General features: G+C 38.0%; 18 protein-coding genes. 7 read left to right on the top strand and 11 right to left on the bottom strand.

Translation table 11 applies throughout. From position 1 onward, the window contains the following. Positions 1-4: 4 nt before the first annotated feature. From ACO1XM_RS17860 to ACO1XM_RS17830, 7 genes are all read right to left on the bottom strand, one after another. Positions 5-613 carry a class I SAM-dependent methyltransferase gene (locus ACO1XM_RS17860; protein WP_486231509.1) on the bottom strand — a complete coding sequence of 203 codons (609 nt, stop codon included), beginning with the start codon at positions 611-613 and terminating at the stop codon, positions 5-7. Between the two features lie 71 nt (positions 614-684). Continuing rightward, on the bottom strand, positions 685-1,482 hold the full coding sequence (locus ACO1XM_RS17855) for a glycosyltransferase family 2 protein (RefSeq protein WP_486231507.1): 798 nt from the start codon (positions 1,480-1,482) through the stop codon (positions 685-687). A gap of 29 nt (positions 1,483-1,511) precedes the next feature. Further along, positions 1,512-2,549 carry a glycosyltransferase family 2 protein gene (locus ACO1XM_RS17850; RefSeq protein ID WP_486231505.1) on the bottom strand — a complete coding sequence of 346 codons (1,038 nt, stop codon included), beginning with the start codon at positions 2,547-2,549 and terminating at the stop codon, positions 1,512-1,514. A gap of 111 nt (positions 2,550-2,660) precedes the next feature. Further along, a complete protein-coding gene (locus tag ACO1XM_RS17845) occupies positions 2,661-3,506 on the bottom strand; it encodes an FkbM family methyltransferase (protein WP_486231503.1) in 846 nt (281 codons plus the stop codon). Next, positions 3,503-4,078 carry an acyltransferase gene (locus ACO1XM_RS17840; RefSeq protein ID WP_486231501.1) on the bottom strand — a complete coding sequence of 192 codons (576 nt, stop codon included), beginning with the start codon at positions 4,076-4,078 and terminating at the stop codon, positions 3,503-3,505. Before ACO1XM_RS17840 ends, ACO1XM_RS17845 begins: the two co-directional genes overlap by 4 nt. Then, entirely contained in the window at positions 4,069-5,253 is a 1,185-nt protein-coding gene (locus ACO1XM_RS17835) for an ABC transporter ATP-binding protein (RefSeq protein ID WP_486231499.1), read from the bottom strand. The genes ACO1XM_RS17840 and ACO1XM_RS17835 overlap by 10 nt, the downstream gene beginning before the upstream one ends. 105 nt (positions 5,254-5,358) lie before the next feature. Continuing rightward, a complete protein-coding gene (locus ACO1XM_RS17830; RefSeq protein ID WP_486231497.1) occupies positions 5,359-6,186 on the bottom strand; it encodes an ABC transporter permease in 828 nt (275 codons plus the stop codon). A 70-nt stretch (positions 6,187-6,256) separates the two neighbouring features. On the opposite strand from ACO1XM_RS17830, the gene ACO1XM_RS17825 reads away from it, so the two are divergent. Beyond that, the gene (locus ACO1XM_RS17825) at positions 6,257-7,327 is read left to right on the top strand and encodes a glycosyltransferase family 4 protein (RefSeq protein ID WP_486231495.1); all 1,071 of its coding nucleotides are present in this window, start codon (positions 6,257-6,259) and stop codon (positions 7,325-7,327) included. Between the two features lie 9 nt (positions 7,328-7,336). On the opposite strand, the gene ACO1XM_RS17820 is transcribed toward ACO1XM_RS17825, so the two are convergent. Genes ACO1XM_RS17820 through ACO1XM_RS17810 form a run of 3 tightly spaced genes read right to left on the bottom strand, consistent with a single transcriptional unit; the run spans position 7,337 to position 10,756 of the window. After that, the gene (locus tag ACO1XM_RS17820) at positions 7,337-8,656 is read right to left on the bottom strand and encodes a hypothetical protein (protein ID WP_486231493.1); all 1,320 of its coding nucleotides are present in this window, start codon (positions 8,654-8,656) and stop codon (positions 7,337-7,339) included. Positions 8,657-8,668: 12 nt separating this feature from the next. Then, entirely contained in the window at positions 8,669-9,745 is a 1,077-nt protein-coding gene (locus ACO1XM_RS17815) for a mannose-1-phosphate guanylyltransferase (protein WP_486231491.1), read from the bottom strand. 42 nt (positions 9,746-9,787) lie between these two features. Then, positions 9,788-10,756, bottom strand: a complete 969-nt coding sequence (locus tag ACO1XM_RS17810; protein ID WP_486231561.1) for a KpsF/GutQ family sugar-phosphate isomerase — start codon at positions 10,754-10,756, stop codon at positions 9,788-9,790. A gap of 74 nt (positions 10,757-10,830) precedes the next feature. Here ACO1XM_RS17810 and recQ point away from each other — a divergent pair, with 74 nt between their 5' ends. The 6 genes from recQ to gldH all read left to right on the top strand — a co-directional run bounded on the left by recQ (position 10,831) and on the right by gldH (position 16,765). Further along, positions 10,831-13,020 (top strand): DNA helicase RecQ, encoded by a 2,190-nt coding sequence (gene recQ, locus ACO1XM_RS17805; RefSeq protein WP_486231559.1) that lies wholly within the window; start codon positions 10,831-10,833, stop codon positions 13,018-13,020. A gap of 195 nt (positions 13,021-13,215) precedes the next feature. After that, positions 13,216-14,505, top strand: a complete 1,290-nt coding sequence (gene purD, locus ACO1XM_RS17800; RefSeq protein WP_486231489.1) for a phosphoribosylamine--glycine ligase — start codon at positions 13,216-13,218, stop codon at positions 14,503-14,505. A gap of 3 nt (positions 14,506-14,508) precedes the next feature. Further along, positions 14,509-14,682: a hypothetical protein gene (locus ACO1XM_RS17795; protein ID WP_486231487.1), complete on the top strand. Its 174-nt coding sequence runs from the start codon at positions 14,509-14,511 to the stop codon at positions 14,680-14,682. Next, entirely contained in the window at positions 14,669-15,037 is a 369-nt protein-coding gene (locus ACO1XM_RS17790) for a type II toxin-antitoxin system VapC family toxin (RefSeq protein WP_486231485.1), read from the top strand. Before ACO1XM_RS17795 ends, ACO1XM_RS17790 begins: the two co-directional genes overlap by 14 nt. 2 nt (positions 15,038-15,039) lie before the next feature. Further along, positions 15,040-16,281: a PSP1 domain-containing protein gene (locus tag ACO1XM_RS17785; protein WP_486231483.1), complete on the top strand. Its 1,242-nt coding sequence runs from the start codon at positions 15,040-15,042 to the stop codon at positions 16,279-16,281. A 1-nt stretch (position 16,282) separates the two neighbouring features. After that, the gene (gene gldH / locus ACO1XM_RS17780; RefSeq protein ID WP_486231481.1) at positions 16,283-16,765 is read left to right on the top strand and encodes a gliding motility lipoprotein GldH; all 483 of its coding nucleotides are present in this window, start codon (positions 16,283-16,285) and stop codon (positions 16,763-16,765) included. A gap of 2 nt (positions 16,766-16,767) precedes the next feature. Here the strand turns inward: gldH and ACO1XM_RS17775 are convergent, their stop codons facing one another. Next, the gene (locus tag ACO1XM_RS17775; RefSeq protein ID WP_486231479.1) at positions 16,768-17,499 is read right to left on the bottom strand and encodes an RDD family protein; all 732 of its coding nucleotides are present in this window, start codon (positions 17,497-17,499) and stop codon (positions 16,768-16,770) included. Positions 17,500-17,507 lie beyond the last annotated feature (8 nt).

Raw genomic sequence — 17,507 nt, 5'->3', positions numbered from 1 at the left:
ATGCCTAAATAACAATTCCCAGACCATTGGATTTTCTATAGTTATAAAACTTCCTATTAGTGACTTTAGCAATGTCAGCAACTGCTTTTTTAACATCTGGAAAACTCTGTGTATCATGAAACAATGTACACTTTGAATGCTGAGCTGACCAAAGACCACAGGCATAAGTGTCCTCATACGTATGAATGATATCAACATGGATAAGATCATACATTCTTGCGTCCTTTTTGATGTAATCCTTATAGTCAGCTTTTATCAATTCTATATTAGAAAAGTCCTTCAAATTAGTTTTGGTGTCATTGTAAATATCACCATGATAACCTGCGTGAGAATCGCCAGTAAAAATATCCACACCAGTAACACTTTTAAAATAATTAGCGAATGCCGCTGTAGAATAGCCAAACTCCACTCCAAATTCCAACATGGTATTTGCCTCAATTCCAGAGAACTCGATAATATCAAAGATAATTTTTTCCAATCCTACCCAGGCCTGCGATTTTGATTGAATCAAATTTTGAGGTGTAATCATTTTTTTCGGAACATAGTTGATTTCGTTATATCTCAACTCATCAAAAATTGTTCTGGCTCGAGCAACAAGTCCGGTATTAAGCATATCTTTTACAAATTTTTTATTTCAACCACAAAAACACTAGTAAATACAATTGAAATTACTCGACAAATAAATTAGTATACAGTTCCTTCACCTTTCAACTGCACAGCAATGCTCGAAGAATTATCACTTGTTTGCAAATAATAATTTTCCTCATCCGTTAATCTACTTGAATCAACATACCAAGGCAAATGTTTTATCATAAAAGGAAAGCCTGTTCTATATGCGGATAGTGTAGAGACATACCCATGTTTCAAATTTGATAATGGTTTGTATAGCGCAAAAGTTGTATCAACACGTGCTCTATAAATATTTGGTTTTACTTCATACTTCCAGTAATTTTTCTCATACTCAATTACCTTATCTTTTAAAACAAATGAATCTGGCAAATCATCAATTTTAATCCCTAACCCTACTTTATCTAAATGCATATGCTTATCCAGTACCGATTTCAAATATTCAAGGAAATCCGCAGGACAACCTGAGACAGGCACAACATCTGAATCTGTATACACAAAGTAATTCCATTTATACTTTTTATATATTCCTGCCTTCCAAAATGACAAATAGCCATAATTTTTATCCAATCGGATGACTTTAAACTTACAAACCTCATAATAATCCAATAAGGGGGGGTAAGTAGAATTATTGTCTATAATAACAATATTCTTGTACCCACACTTATCAAGAGAACTAACTAGCGTTGTCAAATAGGTAAGTCTGTTGAAGTTATTTATTATAATTGGAATTTCACAAACTTTTAAGACATTAAGTTTATACAATATCCTTACAATCACCCAATATGGATATTTCAAAAATCTCATTTGGGATTTAACAGATTGTTGTACCCATTTTAAAACTCTAATTACCATGTAAACACTATGGCTTAATTACACTTTGCTTATAATGCCTGTATACCATTTGCTTTGAAAGGTGAAAACCGAAATAAGGATTTAAATAGAAATTTAATACGGTTGTTGAAAGAGCCTCCACCTCTTAATGTACCTGAAAAAAAATAAGTTAAAAGAATCCAAAATCCCAATTTATAAGAGTGGGTGCATAATGAAAACCAGAGGTTCTTTACTTTATCTTCAAATAAATTTTGGTTATAAGTTTTCAGTATTCGATTCTGCTCAACTAAACGAAGAAACCATTTCCTTGCATCCATTACATACTCACGAGAAAGAGTATAAGAGCTATTAAGCAAAGAATTATGAAGAATAAATTCTCTATCTGAAAAATCAAATTTCAAAGAGTCGCGCAAAATTGAATAGCGAATTTTACTAATTGATTCATGCTGTTTTTTTTGTTTCAATTGGGTTATCTGCCCGCTATGCATGCGGTACTGTACCAATATCTCTGGTAAATTGGTCAATTTCGTTTTAGTAGAAATTCTATACCAAAGCGCATAGTCTTCTGCAGGCATTAGATCAAAATCGTATTCAAATCCGTTACCAGAAATAATTGACTTTCTAATCATCACCGTGGGGTGAGCAAAGCATGAGTTAATCAACAGCCTTAGTCTAAGGTTGTCGTCATCTTCATATATAAAAGGTCGTTCTATAATAGCACCTTCATCATTTATCAAGACTATTTGAGTCCCACAAATCCCAAATTCTGTATGCATTTCAAGGAATTCCACTTGTTTTTTAAAACGATCTTTCAAACTCAAATCATCTGCATCCATTCGAGCTATGTATTTACCACTAGCCATTTTTATACCGGCATTTAAATGATGTACATAACCACTATTCTCTGAGAAATGAAAACATTTAATCCTTTCATCATTAAAGGAATTAATTATTTTAGCGCTGTTATCTGTAGACCCGTCATTAAAGATCAAAAATTCAAAATTAGTAAATGATTGATCTAGCACACTCTGAATAGAGTGTGCTAGATATTTTTCTGCATTGTATACAGGCATTAAAACTGAAACCATTGGCCGCATACTAAACTCATTAAACCGACTTCATAGATAAACTGTAAACATATCATTATGGAAATGTGCCAAAATTGTAATTTAAAATGTCTCAACTAAAAATTTGTCAGCTTACATTCTAACACCAATAGAAAGTTCACCAGAGCGATAGATGGTAAATCCCTGGCTCACCAGTATAGCTTCAATCTCATATCTACTACCAACTTCTTCGTGGATTTCAACCGAGATTACTTTAACAGTATCAAGTACTTTCTGACTTGAACTTAAATTGCGGAATAAATCAAATTCTGATCCCTCAATATCAATCTTTAAGACATCTATTCTACCCCAATTATTTTGTTTGGCAATATTCTCTAAAGAGTCAACCCTAATTGATGCTTCTGAAGAATTCTCAGTTTTGCTTAAAGCAAAAGACCAGTTAGCGCCATCTCTAAAATTATGGTTTGGGTATAATAAATCACTTTTATACCACACCCCAATATTAATTGGGTTAACATTTGTCAATTCGTTAAGCTTTATATTTGCACACAACTGTTTAAAGTTTTCACTGTCAGGTTCAATAGCAATGATCTCAGATTCTGGAAAATGAAATTTTAAAAAAAGTGTGCTCAATCCAATATTTGCACCACAATCCATAATCCTTGGATTACTTATATTTAGGCTCCTTATCTGACCAGCAACAAATGCCAATTCTTCATTAACAATTATCTGATTAAATACTTCAAAGTCAGATCCCTCCATTCGAAGACCATAATTTTGCGTATCGAGTTTAATAAATAAAACATCATTATCTCTCCGGAGATGAGCGCCTTTTTTTATGAGTTGGTCATAAAAATTCTTAGTCAAAAAAATTTTTTTGGGGATTTGCTTATGGAAAAAATCCACAACTAAGGCATAGCCCAAAACAATCCTTTCCCGAAAGCTATATAGTTTAAAGATGCTGAAAAGCCTTTTCATTTTCTGGACGCTATTATTTTTGCAGGCACACCCGCTACTATTGAATATGCTGGAATATTTATATTCACGACACATCCTGCCGCTATCACTGATCCTCTTCCAATTAGGACATTGTCCAGAATGGAACAGCCATGACCAATCCAGACGTTATCTTCAATTACAATCCCCATTGATTTGCTCCCTTGCTCATTGATATTTTTATCTAGATCTGAAAAATTATGATTTGACGGAACAATCATGCATCCACCCGCGATTAGAACATTGTCACCAATAGTTGTATTTCCATGCCCATATATAATTGTATAAGGATTGACACTGCAGTTATCTCCAATTTTTATTATCCCTCCGTATGTTTGTATAATAACACCTTCCAGTATTTCAGAATTATTACCGATTACGATTGATCCTCCGTATTTTATTTGAATTTTAGATGAAACATCAATTCTAGAGGTTGAACTAATGACAATGTTAGGATCCACTGACATAGTCCAATAATGCAACTTCACATTTATTCTTTTTACAAACTTATCAATGCTAACCAGTACCTTTTTCGCAAACAAGTTTAGGTCCATACACAGTCTACTTTTATTGTGCCAATATCTGAACTTCCGTAAATAGCAAGATCTGACTCATAATCATCAACTCGAATTGAAATGCATTCTCTTGCATAGTCATAGACACTTCCATTCGGTATGAAAATAGCAGTGTCAAATGTATAGTTTCCCGAAAGTAGTAGCTGCTTGGGAATTGTCACTGTATGAATTTGTTGCCCTGTATTAGCTTTAAAATCTTTTGTGCTTGTAAATAATTTATTCCCTAGTCTATCTCGCAATGCAACTCCAACAGTAACATTAAGTTCTATTCCCGAATTGTTGGTCTCAATGCAAACAACAATGGCATCATTATCGAAAAAACTTGTGGTTAATTCATTATTCTGGCGTTTAGTATAGACTTTCTGTATATAGAGAGCGTCAGATTTTGCTTTTCCTTCATAAAATTGTCCATCAACTCTATCTTTCAAATACGCCTCAATGATATCTTTACTATCACCTATTAATTCGCAAATTCCACTATTCAATAGAATTGTTTTGCTGCACATCTCTCGTACAGCTGCTAAGTTATGACTCACAAACAAAATTGTCCTTCCACTTTTACTCACATCCTCCATCTTACCCAAACACTTCTTTTGAAATTCAGCATCGCCAACAGCCAATACTTCATCAATAATTAAGATCTCTGGCTCTAAAAAGGCTGCAACAGCAAATGCTAAACGCAATTGCATACCACTTGAAAAATGCTTGAGTGGCGTATCCAAAAATTTCTCCACTCCACTGAAATCAACAATCTCATCAAATTTTGAATCTATCTCAAAGCGTTTCATACCCAAAAGAGAGCCGTTAAAATAGATATTCTCCCTGCCTGTCAGTTCGGGGTGAAACCCTGTTCCTACTTCTAACAAACTTGCCACACGACCACGAGAAATTATGCTTCCACTTGTAGGTGGAGTAATCTTAGATAAAATTTTTAGTAAAGTCGATTTACCAGCACCGTTACGCCCAATAATGCCGATTGACTCTCCGGGATTAACAGAAAACGAAACATTTTTTAATGCCCAGAAATCTTCAGTGCTATTCTTTTCAAATTTTAGGGCATTCGCCATTCTTTCGCGCAAGCTTAAGTAGCCCCCGGATAAATGTTGGATTCTGTACTTTTTTGAAATATTGCTTACTTCTAAAATGGGTTTCACCTCAGGATTTCCAGTTATAAATTACTAATAAAGCTAATGAATTGTTTAGCTCTATGTAAGGGGCAAGTATTTTCTACGCTTATTGTTTTAATTTTTATTTTAAAATCAGGCAAAATCTGCAAAGAAATTTTCTGTTCTCTTAAAATAAACCAATCCCACAAAGAGTATAGTCAACCCTGATGCCAAACTAACGGTTAATAGCATCGGCTCAGGATACAAACCTGTTAGGGGCATTCTAAACAGCTCAATGGCTGCATACATGGGTGAACAGGCTAATAAATATTGCAGCAATGGGTACTTCAACATCGAAACAGGATAGATCACTGGTGTCAAAAAGAAAAGAACTTGTACCAAAAAGGGAATTACATACCTAAAGTCCCTGTACTTAACATTAAGGGCTGCCAGCCAGGAGCCCATACCCAGGGCAGCAATAATGGTAATTATTAAACCTGCTGGCCAAAGTATAATTGCGGACCAACCAAGTGGTTGCTGATAGTATAGTAATAATAGGACGAATAGCATAAATGCCATCAGAAAATCAAAAAGCGCCACCAGTATAGATGATACAGGTATAATCAAACGGGGAAAATAAATCTTCTTAATAATCGAAGCATTGTTTACCATGCTGTTCGAGGCATTTGTTAGTCCCGTAGAGAACATATTCCAAACGAGTAACCCTGAAAATACATAAACAGGATAGGGCAAATTTTGAGAAGGAATATTGAGCGCCTTACCAAAGAAAAAAGTAAAAATGAGCATCATGAATAAAGGCTGAAGGACTGCCCATAGAAAGCCAAGAGCCGTTTGCTTGTACTTTATTTTTACATCTCTCCATGTAAAGAAATAAAATAGTTCACGGTAGCGCCACAGCTCTTTCCACTGAAACAATTTGGAACCACCAGGTTCGATAATATACTCAACAGGTTCTTCCATGCTTTAGTCATTTACACTCCCTCAGAAAAGGTTTTCTGGCTACAATTCTGCAACTTTATGTAAAGTTACCATGAAAATTCTATTTATTGTACCCTACCCTACTGGTGAGGCACCGTCCCAAAGATTTCGTTTTGAGCAATACTTTAAAAGTCTTTCAATTGAAGGTCATATCTATCATGTTTCCTCATTTCTAAACGCTTACAATTGGAGGTTATTCCATAAATCGGGGAATCTGTTAAACAAAATTGCAGCATTGTTACGCGGCTTAATTATCCGTTTTATTGACTGTTTCAAGGCACGAGACTATGACTTTGTTTTTATTCACAGAGAGGCTAGCCCCATAGGCCCACCAATTTTCGAATGGATACTTGCCAAGTTACTGAGAAAAAAAATCATCTATGATTTTGATGATGCCATATGGCTTACAGATAAACTGCAAGAAAGTCGATTAGAAAGATTTATTAAATCCAGAAGTAAGGTTGCTCAAATTTGTGCCTGGAGCTACAAAATTAGCTGTGGTAATTTTTACTTAGCCAATTATGCAAAACAATTCAATTCTAATGTTTTAGTAAACCCTACAACAATAGATACCGAAAGACTACAAACATTAACTAAGAAAAATCAACAAAATCATAACATTGTTATAGGATGGACAGGCTCGCATACAACTTTAAAGTACCTTGAAAACATAGCGCATATTTTAGACAGAGTAGAGCAAGCGTTTATAAATGTTTCCTTTCTGGTAATTGCTGATCGTGCGCCATCTTTTAGTCTAAAGAAATTGGCATTTGTACAATGGCGAGAGGAAACTGAAATAGAAGACCTGCAACAAATAGATATCGGGCTCATGCCACTTCCCGATGATGAATGGACAAAAGGTAAGTGTGGATTTAAAGCACTTCAATACATGTCTTTGGGTATCCCTGCTGTAGTATCTCCTGTTGGCGTTAATACTTCCATTATTCAACAAGGTTTCAATGGTTTTCTTGCTAAAACAGATGAAGAGTGGTTTTCAATACTTTCTGATTTAATTGATCAAAAAAAATTACGTGAACGCCTAGGCGCACGAGCTATTGAAACTGTTAAAAGATATTATTCTGTAAAATCGAATAAAGAGAGATTTTTGAGCCTTTTTAAATAGTTTAAATAATTAGTTAATAATTTCTTCTTTAGCTTGTCTTATTTTGTTGATCATTAAAACCAATCCTAGTGCATAAAAAGGCAACAATGGAATTTTATACCTGGCTAAGGTGCCAAAATTAAAAGTTGAAACACCAACACCGAAGGCAAACACTAAACTGAAAATAAAGCAGAACAAAATATTCGGATCATTAAATGCTTTAATAAATGCCATTGGATAACGGAGCAACAAAAAAACAGTGATGGATAAAAAAAGAAAGCTCTCTATAGCGCTCAACAGCATGAGTGGATTCTTGACTTCCCAAAGATATGGCCTGAATAAAGAAACATTTACAGCTTTGGGTGCAAGGGCAAGCATACCAGTAAAGGTGCCATCAAGCTCTCCCAAGGTATAACCGGAACCCGCATCTCTACCCGTCCAGTATCTTATGTCGTAGGCTGTTATCTGTGCAGTTCGTGCAATTTTATCCAGTGAATACTTTTCATCAGTTTCAGAAATCTTTGCAACGCCAAAATAAGCGCCAACAATTACAAAAGGAACCAGTACGGGTGCAAGCACAACACGGGCTGCAAAGGAACCTGTAGTAAAGAGCTGCTTAGCATAAACCCAGAAAAAAGCGGCCGGTAGGAAACAAAGTATGATATACATTTTAACCTGAATAATAATCCAAGCACTAAACAGAAGTAAAATCACATTAACAATTCCCAACTTCTTTTCTATCAAGACCTTGTGAATGGAATAAGTTAATAGACCCAACGCAGAAAGCGTAATCGTGTCTTTCAAAACGCCTGAACCCCAAAAAATTACACTGGGAATAAAGAGTAAAGAAATTGCAATCCATTTATGCAAATGGGGGAATTGCTTAAAAAAGGTAATAAAAAATGCCCACGCGCCAACGAAGCCAAATATTGCAAAAAAAACAGCTGTTGAAGAATAAGCGGAGAAAGTAAATAAGTCAAAAAATGCAGCGATCCTCACTATAAAAAAAGACTTTTCATCATAGTAAAAAGGAATTCTTTGCGAATACGGATAAACCTCAGGATGGGCCCCCGGTTCCGTAAATAAAAGTTTAAATCCGGATGAAAAATTTTCAGTAAAAGCCTCCCAAATAATTCTGCTGCCAAAAGTATGGTAGTTATAGGTATCTCCACCACTGTAATAAAATTGATAGATGAAGCCCAAAGCCAAGGCTCCAAAAATTTTTAACCAGAGCGCTGGCATAAAATAGCTACGCAAAATCGGATCCTGAATCCTGTTTCTAATATAGAGTGATACCAGCAGGACTATTACCAGTAGCAGGGGCGTTACAACGATATCTCTAAGCTCCACCCTACACCGTGTTTATATAAATTCTGAGCCGTTGGGCAAACCCTTCACATCATTCACAAATTTTCGAAACTGCTCTTCTTTGTCTTTCTCACAAACAATTACAACGTTTCCAAAATCGCCTACCAAGTAACCATTAAGTCCCTGCACTACAATCAATTTTCCTTTTGAACCTCTAATGATTGAATTACGGGTATCATACGTTAATGCCTGCGCCTGAATAGCATTATTATGCTCATCCTTTTGTGATATCTCATGAATAGAACCCCATGAACCTAAGTCTGACCAGGCAAAATCTCCCAAACAAACATGGACATTTTCTGCCTTCTCCATGATGGCATAGTCAATCGAAATATTTTTGCATTGACCATAGGCTTGTTCAATCGCCATTTTTTCCTGAGCCGTTCCTAGGTCCTTTTCAATATCTTCAAACACATCCGATAACTCACTTTGATAAGTTTGTAAGGCATGAACAATCGCCTGCACTCCCCAGATAAAGATTCCTGCATTCCAAACAAAATCACCGCTCTCTAAAAACTTTTTGGCAATAGCTAAAGCTGGTTTCTCTGTAAAGGTTTTTACCTTTTTAATAAACCCCTTTGCTTCTATGAATTGAATATAACCATAGCCTGTTTCAGGTCTGGTGGGTTTAATGCCTAATGTAATCAGTTTATCTTGCTTTGAAGCCTGACCGGCAGCCTTGGTGATTACTTCCTGAAAATCTATTTCTTTTAAAACAAGTTGATCTGAAGGTGTTACTACCACAATTGCATTGGGGTTCATTTTTCTGATCTTATAGCTTGCATACGCAATACAGGGCGCTGTATTCTTCCGCATCGGTTCTGCGAGTATCTGATTTTCAGTTAGCTCAGGCAGTTGTTCCTGCACAAGCTTTGCATGTTCTTCGTGTGTTACAACCAGCATGTTCTCCTTCGGACAAAGCGGGAGAAATCTATCATAGGTTGATTGTAAAAGGGTTCTGCCAGAGCCCAGCACATCTAGAAATTGCTTTGGTTTAGCATTGCGGCTATACGGCCAAAAGCGAACGCCAACGCCACCCGCCATAAGCACTACATACAAATCCTTGTTCATGTTATAGAAAATTAAGAAGTGTTTGGTTCATTTAAAGTCACTTTACACAATACCTTCTTTAAGTAGGTCGTGAAGGTGCACAAATCCTGCAACTTTATCATTGTCAGTCACTACCAACTGGGTAATACTTTTCTCCTGCATTACATGTAAGGCTTTGACCGCAAATTCATCTAAAGCGATGGTTTTGGGCGAGCGTGTCATGATGTCAGCTGCTTTTACACCCCTGATATCAACATCCTGCTGAAGCATTCTTCTCAAATCTCCATCGGTAATGATGCCTAACAAATGATCGCCATCATCAACAACAGCGGTACAGCCTAGTCTCTTGGAGGAGATCTCAAGTATCACTTCTTTCAGAGGAGTGGTTGCCTTTACTTTTGGTATTTCATGACCAGCCACCAGGTCTGCTACTTTGAGGTACAATTGTTTACCCAAAGATCCGCCAGGATGCAATTCTGCAAAGTCGCGATCATTGAAGTCACGCATCTTTAAAAGGCATACAGCTAGCGCATCACCCAATGCTAAATGTGCAGTGGTACTGGTGGTTGGCGCCAAATTATTTGGACATGCTTCTTCACCAATCGTTGCATTTAAGATGAAGTCTGCCTGCTTTGCCAAATAAGATTGTGTGTTGCTAACCAACGCAACAAGTTGGGAACCTCTGCGTTTTAGTAAGGGCACTAATACTTTTATTTCAGGCGTATTGCCGCTTTTTGAAATGCAGATAACAATATCCTCTTTTTGTATCATACCCAGATCGCCATGGATAGCGTCTGCTGCATGCATAAAAAGCGATGGTGTTCCGGTAGAGTTTAAAGTAGCAACCATCTTGTTTGCGATGATGGCACTTTTACCTATACCTGTGATTACCACACGTCCCTTACTGGCCAATATAGCGTGAACGCAAGCTTCAAAGCTTTCGTCCAAATAGTCTATAAGCCGTTGCACAGCTAAGGATTCGTTTCGTAATACTTCCTGTGCAATGTTTTTGATATTTTTTGCTAAATTCAATTCTCGGTCGGAGTTAGCTTTGTAATAGTGCAAAGATAATGTTTTACACTAACCCGCGTTAGGCGTTAATTATGATGTTGGTAGAAGAGAAAGACACCCTCAAACTTAAACTGAAAGAAATTTTCGGTTATTCCCAATTTAGGGGTAATCAGGAAACCATCATCCAGAACTTACTGGATGGTCGCAATACCTTCGTTATTATGCCCACAGGGGCCGGCAAATCGCTTTGCTATCAGCTTCCTGCTATGGTGCATGACGGCCTGGCCATTGTTATTTCACCCCTGATCGCCTTGATGAAGAATCAAGTAGACCAGATGAACGCTTATGGCGTTAATGCACGTTTTTTAAATTCCACCTTAAGTAAAGGTGAAATAACCCGTTTAAAGAAGGATTGCATGAATGGAGTAGTGAAACTACTCTATGTAGCGCCTGAGTCTCTTAATAAAGAGGAGAACATTGAATTCCTGCAAAAAGTGAATGTTTCTTTTGTGGCTATTGATGAAGCGCACTGTATTTCTGAGTGGGGTCATGATTTCCGCCCAGAATACCGCAGAATTAAAACCATGATTCAGCAGTTGGGTAATTTACCGGTTATTGCCTTGACTGCCACTGCCACCCCAAAAGTGCAGATCGACATACAGCGAAACCTGCAAATGGAAGAGGCTGATGTTTTTGTGTCTTCTTTTAATAGAAAAAACCTTTATTACGAGGTTCGGCCTAAAAAAGAGACCAAGAAGCAACTCATCAAGTTTTTAAAAGATAATAAAGGCAAAAGTGGCGTAATCTATTGCCTTAGCCGCAAGAAAGTAGAGGAAATAGCCCAGCTTCTGAGTGTTAACGGGTTTAAAGCCGCCCCCTACCATGCCGGCCTGGATCCAGACGTGCGCGAAAAAAATCAAGATGGATTCTTAAATGAGGATATAGACATTATCGTAGCCACCATTGCCTTCGGGATGGGAATTGACAAACCAGATGTGCGTTTTGTTATTCATTACGATGTACCTAAATCACTGGAAGGTTATTATCAGGAGACTGGCCGCTCGGGTCGCGATGGGTTAGAGGGACATTGTTTAATGTTCTATAGCCATAACGACTTAAATAAGCTCGAAAAATTTAACAAAGATAAGTCTGTTCAGGAACGCGAAAATGCCAGGGTATTGCTTCAGGAAATGGAGTTCTATGCTGAATCTCCCGTTTGCCGAAGAAGACAACTACTCCATTACTTTGGGGAAGAGTATAAGCAAGACAATTGCGGCATGTGCGATAACTGTGTGCACCCACGCGAACGTTTTGAAGGCGCTGAGTTTGTTAAAGTTGCCCTGGAGGCAGTGAAACAAACCGGTGAGCGCTTTGGCATACAGCACCTGGTTAATGTAATTGTAGGACTTGAAGATGATTACGTAAAGAGTTATGGTCACTTCGACCTGCCTATCTATGGAAAAGGTGGTAGTGAAAATACTGATTTCTGGAAATCAATTATCCGTCAGGCACTTATCTACCAGTACCTTGAAAAAGATATTGACAACATTGGTGTGCTTAAAATCTCAGAACGCGGAGAAGCGTTTTTAAAGAAACCGCACAACATTGAATTAGCAAAAGATCACGACTTCACTACCGATATTGATGAAGAAGAGGAGTCAAGCGAGAGAGCACCGGTAAATGCCAAAGCTTACGATCCTAAACTTTTCGAAATGCTTAAAACCCTTCGCAAGCAAATGGCGAAGGAGAAAGATTTACCACCATATGTAATCTTCCAGGACCCATCATTGGAAGAGATGGCCACGACCTACCCTACCACCAAAGAAGAATTGGCGCAAGTCAACGGTGTGGGTATGGGTAAAGTCAATAAGTTTGGTGCAGCATTTATTGAGCTGATCACAAAATATGTGGATGATAATGATATTGAAACCGCAAGCGATGTCATTGTTAAAAGCTCTGTCAATAAATCGAAAGCAAAGATTCAAATTATTAACCAGGTAGACCGCAAGGTTGATCTTGAAGAAATTGCAGAAACAATCAATCATTCTTTTGAAGACCTGCTGACTGAAATTGAAAATATTGTTTATTCGGGCACCAAGCTTAATCTGGGGTATTATATTGATCAGGCAGTAGATAAACAGAAGCAGGATGACATTTATGACTATTTCATGAATGCCGAAACGGATAGATTAGAAGATGCCTTCAACGATGAAAGCCTGATGGACTACAGCGAAGAAGAAATTCGTTTGATTCGCATCAAATTTATGAGCGAACACGCGAACTAGCCACTCGATGTTGGAAGTTCGTGGCTAGAAGCTGGAGGCTTAAAGATTGAGGTTAGTCGTATAACCTGAACCTGAAGCCTCCAGCACAAAGGCAAACAGCAAGCTAAAAATTGGACATTTTTTAATCAGATTGTTCTAATCAACGAATTAACAAATCATCTAATCAACACATCAAATACCCTATCTTTGCCGATTATGAATATTCTCATCATCGGTAATGGTGGACGCGAGCATGCCTTCGCCTGGAAAATCAAACAAAGCCAGCACTGTGATAATTTATACGTTGCCCCCGGCAATGCGGGTACTGCACAACTAGCCGAAAATGTTGCGATAGCCGTAGATGATTTTGAAAAGCTGAGCCACTTCTGTCTGGATAAAAAAATTAACCTGGTACTGGTTGGCCCTGAAGTTCCTTTGGTAAAGGGCATTAGAGATTATTTCGAAAGCAAAAAAGAACTTCAGCATATTTTGTTGGTTGGCCCCGGAAAAAATGGAGCTCAGCTCGAAGGCAGCAAAGATTTCTCCAAGCAATTTATGCTTCGCCATGGAGTGCCTACAGCTAAAGCCAGAACTTTTACTGTAGCCGAATTACAAGAAGCACTCACCTATATTGATCAATGCAACACGCCTGTTGTTTTAAAAGCTGATGGACTGGCTGCAGGCAAGGGTGTGGTTATCGCTGAAAGTCGTGAAGAAGCCAAAACAGAAATTACTGAGATGCTGCAGGCTCAAAAATTTGGTGCAGCCAGCAGTAAGGTGTTGATTGAAGAATTTTTATCAGGTATTGAACTGTCGGTTTTTGTGCTTACTGATGGGACAGATTATGTTATTCTACCAGAAGCAAAAGACTACAAACGCATTGGCGACAATGATACGGGGCTTAATACCGGTGGTATGGGCTCTGTCTCTCCCGTAGTTTTCGCTACACCTGATTTTCTTAAAAAGGTTGAAGAGCAAGTGGTAAAGCCAACCATTAAAGGCTTGCAAGCAGAAAATATTCCTTATCAAGGCTTTGTGTTTATCGGTCTGATGAATGTAAAAGGCGAGCCTTATGTAATTGAGTACAATGCCCGCATGGGCGATCCGGAAACTCAATCAGTCATGAGCCGTATTGAATCTGATTTTGTTGAATTGTTGCTTGCTTGCGCTAAAAAAGAGTTAAAAGGAAAAAAACTTAGTATCAGCAAAAATTACGCACTCACCATTGTGATGGCTTCGGGTGGTTATCCGGGGGAGTTTCAAAAGGGCTTCCCCATTTCCGGGCTAAATGAGCAACATGCGGCCAATGTATTTCATGCAGGCACAAAACTGAAGGAAAACAGCATTGTAAATGACGGTGGGCGTGTTTTAGGCATTACAGCTACTGGCGCTACCTTGGCAGAAGCAAGAGAGAAAGCTTATAAAAGCGCTTTAAACATTGGCTGGGAAGGTGTAACTTTCCGAAACGACATAGGAACTGATTTGTTAAAATTGTTAGAAAAGTAGCATATGACTATTCGCATTTCAGAAAAAGCTAAGAAGTCCGAAATAGATGAGGCCATTAAAAAAGTGGCCAGCAAAAGTTCTAAAAAAGGATTCCATGCCAAAAAATATTTGGGGAAGGCTATCCGTGGATTGGACGGACTTGATTATCAAAAATTAGTTCGGAATGAGTGGAATTAGTCTTTTTGTCGATACAAATATTCTAATAGACCTTTCTGAAGGTAAAAATCAAATCTCTAACTACTTAGATGGAAATACCATACACATTTCAGTTATTACCGAGATTGAATTGTTAGGTTGGCCAAAAATTACACAAACACACAAGGATTTTTTCAGCAGGCTTATTAAAGATTGCTTCGTAATGGAACTTTCTCAGCATGTAAAAGATCTAACTATTGAGTTAAAACAAAAACACAAAATCAAATTGCCTGATGCAGTAATTGCAGCCAGTGCTCTTTTTCTCGATATTCCTCTATTAACAAGAGATGTATCATTTGAAAAAATTAAATCATTAAATCTCCTTATTATAGAATAGTTATGGGATGTGCGTGTGGAACAACAAAGGACAGTTCTGTAAAGGGATGCCAGAATAACGGCACCTGCGGAACTGGTGGTTGCAACAAAATGAATGTATTCGACTGGCTTTCTGACATGGAAGTGCCGGCTGCTGATAAATTTTTAATGGTAGAGGTTCGCTTTAAAAACGGGCGCAAGGAATTTTATCGAAACACTGATAAAATTGAACTCTATACTGGAGATCCCATTATTGTTGAAGTACAAAATGGTCATCACTTAGGTTATGTTTCCATGCAAGGAGAGCTTGTTCGCTTACAAATGCAAAAGAAAAATATAGCTGACGATGACCAAATCAAAAAAATATACAGAAAGGCTAATCAACGCGATCTCGAAAAACTGCAAGAAGTGCAAAAGCGCGAGATGCCTACCCTGTACCGCACAAGAGAGATAGTAAAAGAAAGAAAGCTAAACATGAAACTCTCTGATATAGAGTTTCAGGCCGATAATACCAAGGCAACATTCTATTATTCTGCCGAAGAACGTGTTGATTTCAGGGAGTTAATAAAAGTATTAGCCACTGAATTTAAAGTGCGTGTTGAAATGCGCCAGATTAATCTGCGTCAGGAAGCAGGAAGATTAGGAGGCATTGGCGTTTGCGGTCGCGAGTTATGTTGCTCTACCTGGCTTACTGACTTTAAAAATGTAACTACCGGTGCAGCCCGTTATCAAAATCTTTCGCTCAATCCCACCAAACTTTCTGGTCAGTGTGGTCGCTTAAAATGCTGTCTCAATTATGAATTAGAGACTTACATGGAGGCACTCCAGCATATACCTAAAGTGGAAGCACCACTCCTGACACTTCAGGGAGAAGCCAGATTACAGAAGACAGACATCTTCCGTAAAATTATGTGGTTTGGTTACGATACTGAGAATACCTGGTTCCCGATTAATATTGATCGTGTAAATCAGATATTGGAATTAAACCGTGCCGGTAAAAAACCTGCAACGCTCGATAAAGATGCCGAAACTGTAAAAGAACCTGTTGCTACGCTCAACAGTGACCTGGTGAGCATGGACAATAAATTCCGCGATAAAAACAAAAAGAAAAAGAAGAAGAAACCAAATCGTCAGGGTAACAACCCGAATGCTGCCCGCCCCAATAATCCGAACACAAATCCGGGAAATAATACAGGAGGCAATCGACCCAACAACCCTAACCAAGGTAACAGACCTAACAATCCAAACCGACCACCCAAGGCCTGACATGAGAAATACTTTTTTCTGCGTACTCATTATACTTCTTTGTGTAAGCTGCGACAGCACACGTTTATTTGAGGAGAATAAAGATCTTGCTAACAATCAGTGGATACAAAAGGACACACTGACCTTCTCTTTTAACATTCGCGATATCGGCAAGAAGTATAATATCTATAGTAATGTTCGAAACACTTCAGACTATCCTTACGCACGCTTCTTCTTTAACTACACCATAAAAGATTCGACAGGCGCTGTATTAAATAGTGATCTGAAATCTGTTTATCTCTTTGATGCGAAAACAGGTAAACCTTTTGGCACAACAGGCATTGGCGATGTATTTGATCACCGCGTGAGTCTGTTAGAGAATTACCTTTTTAAATATAACGGCCGTTATACCATCTCACTGGATCAGCAAATGCGATTAGACACACTCGCAGGTATCTCTTCTATTGGATTTAGGTTAGAGGAGGCGATAGATATCAAACGTTGATTTTATCGGGTCAACACTACATAATCATGCAATACAGTTTGTAAAAACTGTTTCGCATTTTTTTCTTCACCTTCAGTCTTCAAATTTTTCTGTAGCTTTTCTGCCAGCATTAACACAGCTTCACGATGTGCAGTATTCGGGAAATTTTTAAAACGATCCAGCGTACTCTTGATGAGAAGTGCCTCATGCTCTTTTAAGTACTTGGCCTGTACATAAGTAATGGCATGCGAGTCGCGCGACTTTAAATTTAAAATATCCTGCAATTTCAAATCCATTTTCGGCACCATTTTCACCACAGCTGTTGTGGCCACAATGTCACCAATGCGTTGTGCCTTGTCTGAAGATGCCACCAAAATAGAAGCGATACCGCCTAATGAGAAGTAGATATCAATCATTCTAAAAACCCAGCGCGCTGCGTAATCCGCAAAACTGGTTTTAGAGCCGTTTATCTTCATTACCTGGATTTTCATTACCATTTTCCCGAGGCTTTGTCCATGGTTCAAGGCCTCGAAAGTCAAAGAATAAAACATAAAAATGCAGGTAAGGAAAATACCATAAACAGTACCCGCGGTTCCCTCTAAAAAAAAACCAGCATAACCCACAAAGGCTAATAAACCAATGGCTGCCCCCATCACCATCAGGTCGACCAAAAAAGCCACGATCCTGTCGCGCAAATCTGCCAGCTCGTACTCTAACACAACATTTTGTGTAGTTTTAATTTCTATATTTTTCATTTTTTAGT

It is taken from the genome of Chryseotalea sp., from assembly GCF_057350905.1.
Note: the sequence above shows the minus strand (reverse complement) of the source record. Positions and strands in the feature narration are given on the sequence as shown.

Bases quoted from the DNA above. Each gene is read 5' to 3' on its own strand.
- ACO1XM_RS17860 (WP_486231509.1), bottom strand. From the start codon at position 613: ATGCTTAATACCGGACTTGTTGCTCGAGCCAGAACAATTTTTGATGAG.
- ACO1XM_RS17855 (WP_486231507.1), bottom strand. From the start codon at position 1,482: ATGGTAATTAGAGTTTTAAAATGGGTACAACAATCTGTTAAATCCCAA.
- ACO1XM_RS17850 (WP_486231505.1), bottom strand. From the start codon at position 2,549: ATGGTTTCAGTTTTAATGCCTGTATACAATGCAGAAAAATATCTAGCA.
- ACO1XM_RS17845 (WP_486231503.1), bottom strand. From the start codon at position 3,506: ATGAAAAGGCTTTTCAGCATCTTTAAACTATATAGCTTTCGGGAAAGG.
- ACO1XM_RS17840 (WP_486231501.1), bottom strand. From the start codon at position 4,078: ATGGACCTAAACTTGTTTGCGAAAAAGGTACTGGTTAGCATTGATAAG.
- ACO1XM_RS17830 (WP_486231497.1), bottom strand. From the start codon at position 6,186: ATGGAAGAACCTGTTGAGTATATTATCGAACCTGGTGGTTCCAAATTG.
- ACO1XM_RS17825 (WP_486231495.1), top strand. From the start codon at position 6,257: ATGAAAATTCTATTTATTGTACCCTACCCTACTGGTGAGGCACCGTCC.
- ACO1XM_RS17815 (WP_486231491.1), bottom strand. From the start codon at position 9,745: ATGAACAAGGATTTGTATGTAGTGCTTATGGCGGGTGGCGTTGGCGTT.
- recQ (WP_486231559.1), top strand. From the start codon at position 10,831: ATGTTGGTAGAAGAGAAAGACACCCTCAAACTTAAACTGAAAGAAATT.
- purD (WP_486231489.1), top strand. From the start codon at position 13,216: ATGAATATTCTCATCATCGGTAATGGTGGACGCGAGCATGCCTTCGCC.
- ACO1XM_RS17795 (WP_486231487.1), top strand. From the start codon at position 14,509: ATGACTATTCGCATTTCAGAAAAAGCTAAGAAGTCCGAAATAGATGAG.
- ACO1XM_RS17790 (WP_486231485.1), top strand. From the start codon at position 14,669: ATGAGTGGAATTAGTCTTTTTGTCGATACAAATATTCTAATAGACCTT.
- ACO1XM_RS17785 (WP_486231483.1), top strand. From the start codon at position 15,040: ATGGGATGTGCGTGTGGAACAACAAAGGACAGTTCTGTAAAGGGATGC.
- gldH (WP_486231481.1), top strand. From the start codon at position 16,283: ATGAGAAATACTTTTTTCTGCGTACTCATTATACTTCTTTGTGTAAGC.
- ACO1XM_RS17775 (WP_486231479.1), bottom strand. From the start codon at position 17,499: ATGAAAAATATAGAAATTAAAACTACACAAAATGTTGTGTTAGAGTAC.